General features: G+C 63.1%; 15 protein-coding genes. 6 read left to right on the top strand and 9 right to left on the bottom strand.

The genetic code is table 11. The features are described from left to right. Positions 1-66: 66 nt before the first annotated feature. Genes HGQ17_RS02905 through HGQ17_RS02890 form a run of 4 tightly spaced genes read right to left on the bottom strand, consistent with a single transcriptional unit; the run spans position 67 to position 2,456 of the window. Entirely contained in the window at positions 67-567 is a 501-nt protein-coding gene (locus HGQ17_RS02905) for an NUDIX hydrolase (RefSeq protein ID WP_168886432.1), read from the bottom strand. A gap of 25 nt (positions 568-592) precedes the next feature. Beyond that, on the bottom strand, positions 593-1,108 hold the full coding sequence (locus HGQ17_RS02900; protein WP_168886431.1) for a prepilin peptidase: 516 nt from the start codon (positions 1,106-1,108) through the stop codon (positions 593-595). A gap of 9 nt (positions 1,109-1,117) precedes the next feature. Next, a complete protein-coding gene (locus HGQ17_RS02895) occupies positions 1,118-1,753 on the bottom strand; it encodes a carbonic anhydrase (RefSeq protein ID WP_211090339.1) in 636 nt (211 codons plus the stop codon). After that, positions 1,731-2,456 carry a DUF4245 domain-containing protein gene (locus tag HGQ17_RS02890; protein ID WP_168886430.1) on the bottom strand — a complete coding sequence of 242 codons (726 nt, stop codon included), beginning with the start codon at positions 2,454-2,456 and terminating at the stop codon, positions 1,731-1,733. Before HGQ17_RS02890 ends, HGQ17_RS02895 begins: the two co-directional genes overlap by 23 nt. 91 nt (positions 2,457-2,547) lie before the next feature. On the opposite strand from HGQ17_RS02890, the gene glpX reads away from it, so the two are divergent. Further along, positions 2,548-3,585 (top strand): class II fructose-bisphosphatase, encoded by a 1,038-nt coding sequence (gene glpX / locus HGQ17_RS02885; protein WP_168886429.1) that lies wholly within the window; start codon positions 2,548-2,550, stop codon positions 3,583-3,585. A gap of 3 nt (positions 3,586-3,588) precedes the next feature. On the opposite strand, the gene HGQ17_RS15660 is transcribed toward glpX, so the two are convergent. Both HGQ17_RS15660 and HGQ17_RS02875 read right to left on the bottom strand, forming a co-directional pair. After that, positions 3,589-3,936 (bottom strand): zinc-binding dehydrogenase, encoded by a 348-nt coding sequence (locus HGQ17_RS15660; protein WP_168886428.1) that lies wholly within the window; start codon positions 3,934-3,936, stop codon positions 3,589-3,591. A gap of 56 nt (positions 3,937-3,992) precedes the next feature. Then, positions 3,993-4,421, bottom strand: coding sequence for an alcohol dehydrogenase catalytic domain-containing protein (locus tag HGQ17_RS02875; RefSeq protein WP_229503214.1), 429 nt, complete (start codon positions 4,419-4,421; stop codon positions 3,993-3,995). Between the two features lie 321 nt (positions 4,422-4,742). Between HGQ17_RS02875 and HGQ17_RS02870 the strand changes: the two genes are divergently transcribed. Further along, positions 4,743-6,146 carry an HNH endonuclease gene (locus tag HGQ17_RS02870; RefSeq protein ID WP_168886426.1) on the top strand — a complete coding sequence of 468 codons (1,404 nt, stop codon included), beginning with the start codon at positions 4,743-4,745 and terminating at the stop codon, positions 6,144-6,146. Positions 6,147-6,157: 11 nt separating this feature from the next. Here HGQ17_RS02870 and HGQ17_RS02865 read toward each other — a convergent pair whose 3' ends face one another. Further along, positions 6,158-6,745 carry a DUF1648 domain-containing protein gene (locus HGQ17_RS02865; RefSeq protein ID WP_168886425.1) on the bottom strand — a complete coding sequence of 196 codons (588 nt, stop codon included), beginning with the start codon at positions 6,743-6,745 and terminating at the stop codon, positions 6,158-6,160. Positions 6,746-6,840: 95 nt separating this feature from the next. Between HGQ17_RS02865 and HGQ17_RS02860 the strand changes: the two genes are divergently transcribed. Next, complete coding sequence (locus tag HGQ17_RS02860; protein WP_168886424.1) at positions 6,841-7,062, top strand: mycothiol transferase; 222 nt, start codon at positions 6,841-6,843, stop codon at positions 7,060-7,062. A gap of 3 nt (positions 7,063-7,065) precedes the next feature. Here the strand turns inward: HGQ17_RS02860 and HGQ17_RS02855 are convergent, their stop codons facing one another. Together HGQ17_RS02855 and HGQ17_RS02850 are read right to left on the bottom strand one after the other, a co-directional pair. Further along, positions 7,066-7,314, bottom strand: coding sequence for a type 1 glutamine amidotransferase family protein (locus HGQ17_RS02855; RefSeq protein WP_168886423.1), 249 nt, complete (start codon positions 7,312-7,314; stop codon positions 7,066-7,068). A 3-nt stretch (positions 7,315-7,317) separates the two neighbouring features. Further along, the gene (locus HGQ17_RS02850; RefSeq protein ID WP_168886422.1) at positions 7,318-8,430 is read right to left on the bottom strand and encodes a S8 family serine peptidase; all 1,113 of its coding nucleotides are present in this window, start codon (positions 8,428-8,430) and stop codon (positions 7,318-7,320) included. 134 nt (positions 8,431-8,564) lie between these two features. Here HGQ17_RS02850 and HGQ17_RS02845 point away from each other — a divergent pair, with 134 nt between their 5' ends. From HGQ17_RS02845 to HGQ17_RS02835, 3 genes are read left to right on the top strand one after another with little or no spacing between them, the layout of a single operon-like run. After that, positions 8,565-9,803, top strand: coding sequence for a 5-(carboxyamino)imidazole ribonucleotide synthase (locus tag HGQ17_RS02845; protein ID WP_168886421.1), 1,239 nt, complete (start codon positions 8,565-8,567; stop codon positions 9,801-9,803). Then, complete coding sequence (gene purE / locus HGQ17_RS02840) at positions 9,800-10,360, top strand: 5-(carboxyamino)imidazole ribonucleotide mutase (protein ID WP_168886420.1); 561 nt, start codon at positions 9,800-9,802, stop codon at positions 10,358-10,360. Before HGQ17_RS02845 ends, purE begins: the two co-directional genes overlap by 4 nt. After that, positions 10,357-12,090, top strand: coding sequence for an LCP family glycopolymer transferase (locus tag HGQ17_RS02835; RefSeq protein WP_168886419.1), 1,734 nt, complete (start codon positions 10,357-10,359; stop codon positions 12,088-12,090). The genes purE and HGQ17_RS02835 overlap by 4 nt, the downstream gene beginning before the upstream one ends. Positions 12,091-12,092 lie beyond the last annotated feature (2 nt).

Below are 12,092 nucleotides of genomic sequence, written 5' to 3'. Positions count from 1 at the left end.
CACACACCGATACCGGAGGTCTCTGTTTAACTCACGGACCGTTCACAACGTGTCGAGGAACTACAGCTAGTCCTTGAACTGGCCTGGGGCCCCTGAATCCAGGGCCCAGCGGATGCGCTCGCGGTGTTGCTCCACGAAGGGTTCAGGCAGCTGATCCACCGGATACCAGGCCGCAGCAGTGGATTCGTCATCCCCGGGGGCAGGCTCCCCGCTGCGGTACTTCAGTTCGAAGGCGATATCCAGGAATCGGCAGGCATCCCCATTGGGGTAGACCACCTGGCCGTGGTCACTGACCCCGGTGACCCGCACCGGCTCGGCGAGGACCGTGGTCTCCTCCTGGACCTCCCGGGCGGCCGCGGCGGCCGGTTCCTCACCGGGTTCCAGAATGCCGGCAGTTGCACCCCAGCGGCCGTCATCGGACCGTTTGACCAACAGGACCTCAGGAGTCTCCAGCTCGGTGCCGTCGTCGTCGGTCCTTTTCAGTACGACTGCAGTGACAGCCGGCAGGAAGAGTTCCTGATGCCCGATCTGAGTGCGGAGGTCTTTGATGTATTCCGGGGTAGCCACCCCTCAACCCTATGCGGAGTCCGGCTCAGCTGAACATCAGAGCCAGCGCAGAGCCCAGGATCAGGAAGGGGCCGAAGGCGATCCGGGTATGTGATGAGGCCCGGCGGCTGATCAGCAGGGCCAGGGAGACCAGTCCGCCCAGCAGGAACGAGATCACCAGACCCGCGGCGAAGACCTCCCAGCCCAGGAACCCGGTGTAGAGGCCCAACACCACACTGAGCTTCACATCGCCCATCCCGATGGACTTCGGGGAGGCCAGCCGCACCAGCAGAAACAGCACACCCCAGCCAAGTCCTGCCAGCACGGCCCGGCCCAGGCCGATGGGGTCATTGAGCAGAAAGCTGACCAGGATCAGCAGGCCGAAGGTCAGCGCCGCCCAAGGGTAGACGATCCGGTTGGGCAGCCGATGCTCCTGGGCATCGATATACGCCAGAGCCGTACCGCAGACGGCGAAGGCAGCACCGCCGAGAAGAAGCACAACACCAGCCACCACCTCACCCGGATCACCGGAGGTCAGCAGCTGGCTGATGAACTGAATCACGGCTCTACTTCAGAGGTTTCCGATCGTGGAGACGACATCGGCCCGGCCCTCGGCCAGGCGGTAGGTCACACCGACAACAGCAGTGCGGCCCTCGGCCACCGCATCGTGGAGGACTCGGGACTGTTCGGTCAGGCGGGTGGCGGTCTGTTTGACGTGTTCCTCAACGGTCTCATTGACCCCGGCTACCCCGGCCTGCTGGGCAGCCAGCACTGAGGGGAGGATGCGCTCAACCAATGCGCGGACATAGCCGCTGGGCATCTCACCCTGCTCGGCAGCACCCAGGGTGGCGGAGACTGCGCCGCAGGAGTCATGGCCGAGCACCACGATCAGCGGGACCTGCAGGGCATCAACGCTGAACTCCACCGAACCCAGTACGGCATCGTCGATCACCTGACCGGCGGTGCGGATGACGAAGACATCGCCGAGGCCGACGTCGAAGATGATCTCAGCGGCCAGTCGGGAGTCCGAGCAGCCGAAGATCACCGCCATCGGATGCTGGGATTCAGTCAGTGAGGAACGCCGGGCAGCATTCTGGTTGGGGTGGGCGACATCGCCGGTGACGAAGCGTTCATTACCCTCTTTGAGCAGCTGCCAGGCCTCCGCGGGGTTGGGCTGGCTGCGCTCATTCACCGTCTGCTGACTCAAGCTCCATCAACTCCTCAATCTGGTCCTCGCTCAGTTCCAGGTCCTCGAGCTCATCCTCGGAGGGCTGCTCCACTTCCTGGCCGAGAGCTTCAACAATAGCGGTGATGCCGGACTCGATCTCGTCCTCGCCGGCGTCGGTGCTGATCACAACTGTAGTGCCGTCGACGTCGTTATTCTCCGCATCGAGCACGAAGTACTGGCGGGAGCCCTCATCGCGGACCTCGAACTCCAATCCGGCGAAGGTTGCGGTGCCGGTGGGCTGAGCCTGTTCGGTCTCCCAGTTGACCCAGGCCTCAGTGGCCTCATCGGTCTGGGCGAAACCGAGGAAGTCCACCGCATCGGTGGTGTAGCCGACCTCCCAGGCACGCACACCGTGGTCAGCCACCGGGCCCCAGCGGGTGTAATTGGCGGTCCAGCCCTCGGGAACTTCAGGGGCGATGGCGATGAAGGGATCCAGCTCAGCGGCCTCCTCCTCGGGGACACCCTCGAGCTCCTGCTGCATTTCCAAGGAGATGTACCAGGCCTCAACCTTGACGTTCTCATCCCGGGTGTAGGTCACATCGGGTTCGGGGTTGATGAACCACAGGGCTGCCAATCCGCCGGTGAGCACCACCATGGTGATGATCATTCCCATCATGGGAGTACGGAGCCGTTTGGCCTGCGATTCGGTGATCTTAACGGGTGCCTCTTTTTGGTCAGTCACGTCCTTCATTCTCTCATTAGCGGGGTGTCGATATGCTGGAGTCAGCCTGACGAGGACGTCAGGTGCCCCGAGACCTTTGAGGTGGACAACAGTGACCGCAGAGACCGCAACGCGCGACGACGACTTCTCACACCTGAACCCCCGGCTTGCCGTGGGTGATGATGAGCCGGACCGCAACCTGGCTCTGGAACTTGTCCGCGTCACCGAGGCCGCCGCGATCGCCGGCGGTGCCTGGGTCGGCAAGGGGGATAAGAACGGTGCAGACGGTGCGGCAGTGGATGCGATGCGCTCGCTGCTGGACACCGTGAATCTCAATGGCGTTGTGGTCATCGGTGAGGGCGAGAAGGATGAGGCCCCGATGCTCTACAACGGCGAGCGGGTCGGCAACGGTGCCGGGCCCGAGGCAGATGTGGCGGTGGATCCCATTGATGGCACCCGGCTGACCGCCCTGGGCTATGACAACGCCCTGGCCGTGCTGGCAGTGGCTGAACGCGGGTCCATGTTCGACCCCTCGGCAGTGTTCTATATGGACAAACTGGTCACCGGTCCCGAGGCCGCTGACATGGTGGATCTGCGGCTGCCGGTGAAGCAGAACCTGCATCTGATCGCCAAGGCCACCGGTAAGACCATCGACCAGCTCAACGTCTGCGTGCTGGATCGTCCCCGTCACTCCAAGCTGGTGGAGGAGATCCGGGAGGCCGGGGCTCGGACCCGATTCATTATGGACGGCGATGTCGCCGGCGGTATCGCAGCTGCCCGGCCCGGAACCGGCGTGGATGTACTCATGGGCACCGGCGGAACCCCGGAGGGCATTGTGACCGCCTGCGCGATCCGCGCCATCGGCGGTGTTATCCAGGGACGGCTGGCACCGAAGGACGATGAGGAGAAGCAGAAGGCGATCGACGCCGGCCACGATGTGGACAAGATCCTGACCACCGAGGAACTGGTGGCCAGTGACAACTGCTACTTCGCAGCCACCGGTATCACCGACGGCGACCTCCTGCGCGGTGTCCGCTACCGCGGCGATCACGTGAGCACCCAGTCGATTGTGATGCGCTCGAAGTCCGGGACCGTTCGGATCGTGGAGACCGAGCACCACCGCAAGAAATGGCAGTCCTACACCGACTGAGTCTTATGGTCGACTGATCTCGATAGCCACCTTGCCGTGGGCATGACGGCTGCGCTGCAAGGCAACTGCCTCGGCGAAGTCCGCCAGTTCGAACCGCGCGGCAATGGGAATTCGGATCTGACCGGCAATGATGAGCTCGGCGAGTTCCTCCAGGGCATCGGCCCTGGCATCGGAACCGTTGACGGCCAGTACGCCCGGCGGTGGGTCTTCAGCCTCGATCGTGAGGATTCGCTCGGCCGGCACACCCAGGCCTAGAGCAGTCTCGGCAGTGGCTATGCCGTGGAGATCCGCGGCCGCTGATATGGGGCCGAGCCCCCGGAGTGATTCAGCTAGCTCAGAACCATAGGCCACCGGTTCTGCTCCGAGAGCGCGGATGTTCTGGAACGAGGCCTTTGAACCAGTTCCGATTACCCTGGCCCCGGCTGGGAGCTCAGGGCATCGGCTACCGCAGAGGCGGTGCGGCCGGCGATATCGAGTACTCCAGCAGTGAGGTCACTGAGCTGATCGGGAGTGCGGTGCAGGCTGCGATGATGCTCGTCCAGCACCACAGAGGTTGCGACTGCGGCTCCCCGTGCACCGCCGTAGACGCGGTCACCCACCTTCCACCGGGTGACACCGGGACCTAGTTCAACGACGACGCCGGCGAAATCATTGCCGAAGCCCGAGGGGAGGCTGAGTCCGAAGGCTGAGCTGAGTTCCTCCGACTCCACGATCTGCCAGTCCACGGGGTTCAACCCTGCAACTCGGATCTCAATACAGATCTGACCAGTTTCCAGTGGGGGAGTGGGAGCCGAACGATTGAATCGTCGCGAGGAGGAATAAAGAGGTCTCGTCATTGTGAAAGCGATCAGCTCCTTTCATGCCCTGCTGGCCTCAGCCTTGAAGATATGACCGGCTCTGAACATGCCATTAAAATTGGGGTCGAAATGGATATGGAATCCTCATCCGGAACATCGGCGTGTCCAGGGTTCCATATAGCGTTAACGTATGGAGTTGAAACGGGTGATTCCACGTCCTGAGAACCCCCTGTTCTCGGGTGGAACACCGGCATGTCCGGACCCCCTCATACAGTGGAATCATGAAGCTAAACAGTGGTCTAGGAAGGGTGGCTTGCCTGGTATCTGGGCATGTCCACCCCCAGGGGTAGCGTGGCTTTTATGAAGGATGAACAGCAGTTTCCCCGCCCGGAGATTCCGGAGCGTGCCTCTCACCTCATCGGTGATGAGGAACTCGAAGCTGCCTGGGAATCCATCATTGACGCCAACCGTGCAACGGCTGCCTCTATCGAGCACTTCCTCACCCATCGTGGGACCCGGTGGAAAGAAACCATGGGCGAGAACCCCCATGTACGAGCTGCAAATAATCGCCAGGCCAACCGGCATGCCGGACTCCTGCTGGGGATGAGTGACCAGCAGGCCACCGCAGTACTCAATGCCGCCGAATACGTCCGTGAACATCTGCCGAAGTTCTGGAAAGCCTTCCGCTGTGGTGCCATTGCCCTGACCAATCTGCGCAAGGCCGCTGTGGAGACCCTCCCGCTCATTCACCGAGACGACCTCTTAGAGATCATTGACGAGGAACTGGTCGACATCGCCCCGGGAAAGACACCCACCGAGCTGCGGTCTTGGATTATCCGCAGGATCCCCGAACTGGATATGGAGCTCTTCAACGAGGCAGCCGAGGACGCTAAAGACCGTCGGTCTGTGACCTTTACCCACTTCGGAGAAGGCATGAGCCTGGTTGAACTCTTCATCCCCACGATTGAGGCCAAGGCCATTGAGAAGAAGGTAAATGCAGCGGCCCGGGGTATGAACCGTGCACAGCCAAAAGACACTGACCAGCCGCCGGCCTTCGCCGCAGCAGGAGTGCCTACTGACCGACTAAGGCCTCACCAGGTCGCCGAGGGACCTCATCCGGCCGCAGTGGGAATGGGCGAGACCATGCCGGTGGATCATGATGCCCGGTATCAGGACCACGACCCCGAGAACACCACCGGCGGGGTCGATGACCGGACCATCCGCCAGCGGGAGGCCGATCTGCTCAGCGCATGGCTCCGGGATGGCCACTGCTACAGCGCACCAATCTCCGCAAAGATCTGCGTCATGGTCCCCCAAGAGACGCTCACCGGAGAATCAGAGGAACCCGCCATCAGCGCAGATCGGGCCACCGTCATCCTCGCCTCAGACATCAGGAAGGTGGCAGCTGATCCCGAGGCCGAGCATGAGTGGTACACCGCTGGCACCCGCACAAACCAGCGACGTGCCGACCGGGATATCCTCAGCATCGTTTACAACGGACGGTTCGCCCCCGAACGATTACGGGACGCGATCATCTTCCGCGACGGGATCTGCCAAGCCACCGGCTGCACCATCCCCGCCGAACGATCTGATCTGGACCATCAGATCCCCTACGAGCGAGCCGGACCCACGTCTGGTTCCAACCTCTGGGCACTCTGCCGCAGACACCACAGACTCAAATCCCACGGCTACCTCCCACCACCCAACGCAGATCCCCCAGCCCTTGGTGAGGGGAGCGAAGAAACACGCCCGGCGGCCGCCTGAGCGGAGCACCGCTAGAGCTTGGACATGCGCAGAATGAAGTAGCCCATCGAGCCGAGCATCAAAACCATTGCAAGCCAGATTGCTGGACTCATCGCCCAGTCGCCGGCCGTGCTACCCAAGGCAATGATGTACAGAACGGTCATGGAGAAGACCGTCCAGACCATCATCTGAACGCCGTTCTTATAGTGAGCCTGGATGTTGTCCTCGGTGATCTTGCCGAACCCGTAGTTATAGACCCTTGGGAAACGGGCCAACACAGCACAGCCGAGGATAGTGACCATCATCAGAATGGACAGGCCGATCATCTCCATCGGTGAGCCATAACGGTTGACCGACCCATCGGCGGCGAAATGCATCGGCACCTCATCCGGCATCCCGGGGATCCGAATCCAGATAAAAAGCGTATAGGCGACAGTCGTCACCACACTGCCGATCAGCAGGAAACGGTGCAGTGGATCCAGGACAAAATTCGGCTGGGGCCGGCTGCTCATCGTGGGGTACTCCAGCACACCGTCCTCATTGCGGAACGGCACCCCCTTACGCAGTGCCTCCACATAGTTCTCGGCTGGTTCCCCGCCCCCGGCCCTCTTCGGCGTCATCGTCCTCCCTCAGTATCCGTTTCCCCTCATTATCCCCAACCCATCGGTGCCAGGCTCGGCTGGGGCTGGAGTGTGAAGCACAGGAGGAGACCACCATGAGCGACGACGCCGTCACGACAGCTGCCGAACAGCGCAGTCACCCACCACTGACCGGAAGCGAATTGGAACTGCTCACCGGGTTCCTGGACTTCCACAGGCAGACCCTGCGCATAAAGGCCAGCGGCCTCAGCCGTGAACAGCTCAATACCGCGCTGCCGCCCAGCAGTATGACGCTGGCAGGCCTGCTCAAACACCTCGCCGGCACAACAGGGGAGTAGTGCTTATTGCTCCGCGGAGTTGATGCGGTACTGCTGGCTGTTATCGACTGAGATCACACCATCTGTGGAGGCGAGCGTGCTCCTGAAAGTGGCTGCGGCGTCGTCGTCGATATCTGCTGAACCGGTGATCTGACCGAGGCTCTTCAGGACACGATCAACAGTCAGACCCGCGGCCTCCAACTCGGCGGCGATACTGCTGAGTCGGCTCAGATGCTCATCGTCGACGGTTACTACCCATTGCTGCTTCGGCATCACTTACTCCGGAACTTGTGCGAGCCCCGCGCCGACGTCCTCAGTCTCCTGGTCCGGCAGGGCCGCAGCCTCGCTGATGAGTGCCTCCCAGAGCTCCTCACCGCGGAGCCCGGAGCTTTCACAGATCAGTGCAGCGATACCGGAAACATGCGGGGCCGCCATGGAGGTTCCACTCTCTGACCGGGAGGCCTCCTGACCAGTCCAGGCTGAGTGCACATCCACCCCTGGGGCTGCCAGATTGACCTCCCCACCCTCCTCCGGGAGGGACCGAGCAGAGAAATCGGCCACCTGCAGGTCGGCGTCGAGCGCGGCGACAGCCATAATATGGGGGCTGTTCGCCGGGGCGCCGACGAAACCTTGGTCACCGGCGCTGCGCTGAGCGTTATTCCCAGCAGCCGCCACAATCAGCGAACCGTTCTCCAGGGCACGTCGGCCGGCAGTCACATAGGGCTGATGCACCTCACGCACATCAGCACCCAAGGACATCGAGATGATCTGACAGTCATTCTCCAGAGCCCAGTCGATACCGGCCAGGATCGAAGTATCCGACCCCGACCCATCAGCGCCAAGGACTTTCCCGGAGAAGATCTCCGTACCGGGGGCGACCCCATACCCGGGACCAGAACCAGGCTGCCAGGGGCCACAGGCAGTCCCGATGCAATGAGTGCCGTGACCGTGGGAATCCTCAGGGCCCTCACCCTCGATGAAGGACTCCGCGGTCACCGCGCGGTCGCTGAAATCCGGATGCCCCGAATTGATACCGGTATCCAGGACCGCGATCCGCACCCCCGCGCCGGTGAGACCTGCCTCCTGGGCGGTGGAGATACCGATTGCCTGCAGCCCCCAGGTCCACTCCTCAGTGTCCTCAAACCCTGATTCGGGCGGCTGACTGATCGCGTAGTAGGTCAGCTCCGGGGTGAAGCTCACCGTGTGATTCTGCTGCCGGCAGCTGGAACTGAACGCCGCCATCTGCCCGGCATCGGCCTCAACCACCCCAATACCCAGGCGAGGAAAATACCTGCCCGTGGACAATCCGTGCTCGCTCAACAGGCCCGGTGCAGCCTCCTGGCGCACACGGGGCTCGGAGGAATCGAAGACCACCACATACCGTGACATCGCTGACTGTCCCTTCTCCGGCGGACGGACCGGCTACTTCCACGGTAGACCGCCGCGCCGCAGATGCCTAGAGTCCAGCCGGGTCCGGTGTTGCGTTGAGAAGGGATCCGAATAAGGGCGCATAATGGGGGACTGTGAATACATCTCTGCCCAAAGTCGGGGTACTCGGTGATGGACAGTTGGCCCGCATGATGGCGCCCGCCGCCGTGGAACTCGGCATCGAGCTGCATCTGCTGGCCGGCACCCCTGAAGCCTCAGCGGCCCAGGTCATCCCGAACACCACGATCGGCGACTACCGCAGCCCCGAAGACGTTCTGAACTTCGCGCGCGGGCTGGACGCAGTGACCTTCGACCACGAGCATGTCCCCGCCGAGGTGCTCTCCGCACTGGGCGAGGCCGGTATCACCATGAACCCCGGGCCCCAGGCACTCATCTACGCCCAGGACAAACTGGCCATGCGCCAGGCGGTGGAGGACCTCGGGCTGCCCAACCCCAAATGGGCCGAGGTCCACACCGCAGAGGACCTCAAGAGCTTCGCAGCCGAGGCCGGCTGGCCCGTGGTGCTGAAGACTCCCCGTGGCGGCTACGACGGCAAAGGTGTGCGGATCATCGACGACGCCGAGGCCGCCGCAGAAGCCCAGGACTGGTTCGACCGGGCAGCAGAGGCCGGAACCGGGCTGCTGGCCGAGCAGAAAGTCCCCTATACCCGTGAGCTCTCCGCCCAGGTCGCCCGCCGGGCATCAGGAGCAACTGCGGCCTACCCAGTTGTGGAGTCCAACCAGACCAACGGGGTCTGCGATGAGGTGATCGCCCCTGCACCAGCCACCTCGGCAGACCACCTCGCAGAGGCCGAACATATTGCGACCACCATCGCCGAGAAACTCGGTGTGACCGGGATGCTGGCCGTCGAGCTCTTCGAAATCGCAGAAGATGACGACGACGCCGGCATCGCCCCCGGGGTCTACGTCAATGAGCTGGCCATGCGCCCACATAACTCCGGGCACTGGACCATGGACGGCTCGGTCACCAGCCAATTCGAACAGCACCTCCGGGCGGTCCTGGACCTGCCTCTGGGTGCCACATCGGTCACCGGAGGTGCCGGCGGCTATGTGGTGATGAAGAACCTCCTCGGCGGCAGCAACCAGGACCTCCATGCGGCCGTGCCCGCGGCCATGCGCCGCTCGGGTGCCTCCAAGATCCACCTCTACGGCAAGGACCCCAAACCGGGGCGCAAGATCGGACATATCAACCTATTGGCGCAGACCACTAAAGCCGATGAGGCCTATGAGGCTGCCCGGACCCGGCTGGCCCGCGCCCGGCAGACTGCAGCCGATGTAGCCCAGATTCTCACCGAAGGCGAGGCTGATACATGAGCACCACCGCCGAGACCCAGAACGCCCTGGTGGGCCTAGTCATGGGGTCCAACTCCGACTGGCCGGTCATGAAAGCCGCGGCAGAGGCCCTGGAGGAATTCGGGATCCCCTTTGAAGCCGACGTCGTCTCCGCCCACCGGATGGCCGAGGAGATGATCGACTACGGCAAAACCGCCCACACCCGTGGGATCCGGGTCATCATCGCCGGTGCCGGAGGAGCAGCCCACCTACCCGGAATGCTCGCCTCAGTCACCCCGCTGCCAGTGATCGGTGTGCCAGTTCCGCTGAAACACCTCGACGGTATGGACTCTCTGCTATCCATCGTGCAGATGCCTGCCGGTGTCCCGGTGGCCACAGTCTCTGTCGGCGGTGCCCGCAACGCCGGACTGCTGGCCGTGCGTACACTCGCCGCCGGAAGCGATGAGTTCGCCGCCGACCTGCGGGAGAAGCTCACCGAGTTCCAGGCCGAACTCTCCGAAGCAGCACACGCCAAGGGTGAGGCCCTGCGCAATGAGGCCGCCCAGATGACCAGCTACCGGGGTAATCCACGGCGATGATCGCCCCCACTATCACCTACCACCAGTTCCACGGGGAGCAGGACATCCTGCGCAACCCGCGGCAGGCCACCACCCCCGAGCGCAGCAAACGCGCGCTGATCCTCACTGCCCTGACCCTCTTCATCCCCGGCGGCGCCCAGATCGCAGCCGGCTCCCGGTCCCTGGGGCGCGCCGCCCTGGCCGTGACCATCGGCTGCTGGTTCACCCTTCTGCTGGGGGTGACCATGTACTTCACCATGCGCGGAACCCTGCTGACCGCGCTGACCCAGCCCTTCGTGCTGTGGGCAGGCGCCATCATCCTCGCGCTGTTGGCCATCGGCTGGCTGGTGCTCTGGTTGGACACCTTCAGACTCATCCGATTCGGGCAGCTGGCACCCGGGTTCAAGCCGATTATCGCGATCCTGCTGATTCTGCTGACCGTGCTGACCTCAGGCGGCCTGGGCTACCTCGCCCACCTGCTCAACGAGGGACGTCAGGGCCTCGGCGCGATCTTCAGCCAAGGCCCGGCCATGGATGCCGATGAGGGCCGCTATAACTTCCTGCTCTTGGGCGCAGATGCCGACGAGGGGCGCGACGGGCTCCGGCCAGACTCCATCCACGTGGTCTCGGTCAACCAGGACACCGCCGAGACCATCATCATCTCGGTTCCCCGTAACTTCCAGAACGCACAGTTCACCGAGGACTCCCCACTGTGGGAGCAGTACCCCGACGGCTTCAGCTGCGGCAATGACTGCATCATCAACTTCCTCTACACCGAGGTGAACAACAACTACCCCGACCTCTACCCGGAGGCCAGCGACCCCGGGGTGGAGGCGATGAAGGACGCCGTCGGAGGTTCTCTTGACCTCAATATCCATGGGTACGTCATGGTCGATATGGGTGGCTTCTCCCAGCTGATCGACGCCATGGGCGGCATCACCGTGGACTCCGAGGGATGGGTGCCCCACCGCGGTCCGCATCCGGAGACCGGCCAATGGGGTGACCGTTGGTTCGAACCCGGCACCTTGGATCTCGACGGCGACGACGCCCTCTACTACGCACGGTCCCGTGACTACAGCAGCGACTACAACCGTGTGCAGCGTCAGCAGTGCGTCCAGCAGGCGATGATCGGCCAGTTCTCCCCGCAGACCCTGCTGACCCGGTTCACCGACATCATGACTGCCGGTGAGAACATCGTCGAAACCGATATCCCGCAGAACCAGCTGGGCAGCCTCCTGGATCTGGCCGCCGATGCCCAGGAGCACACCCCGCAGCGACTGACCCTGGGCTCACCGGATTTCGACACTCCGGGTAACGTCGGGGAGCTCTACCCCTCCACCGCAGGACAGGAGTTGCCGAGCAATCTCTTCTCCACCTACCCGGATTTCGACGAGATCCACGCTAGGGTCGATGAGCTCATCGCCGATGAGGAGGGCGGCTCAGGGTCCGATGAAGACGACGCCGAGGACTCCGGGGATACCGAGAACGGTGACTCCGGTGACGGGGCTGAAGGGTCCCAGGATGAGGCCGAGGCCGAGGGTGAGGCTGGTCCCACCGAGGAGCAGACCGATGAGGCCGTGGCCGATGATGAGCCGCAGTCCGAGGAGACCGCTGCCCCCGATCAGCTCACCCAGCCCGATGGGTCCCCGCTGACTGAGGATTACCTCATTGAGGTTCAGTCTCAGAACCCTGAGTCGGAGATCCTCTACCAAGCCGCCAGCAATAACGGAGAGTGCAGCCCCGGAGGCTAGAC

Source organism: Nesterenkonia sedimenti (genome assembly GCF_012641515.1).
GTDB classification, from domain to species: Bacteria; Actinomycetota; Actinomycetes; order Actinomycetales; family Micrococcaceae; genus Nesterenkonia; species Nesterenkonia sedimenti.
The sequence above is the reverse complement of the archived record's forward strand: the minus strand, read 5'-3'. Positions and strand labels throughout refer to the sequence as shown.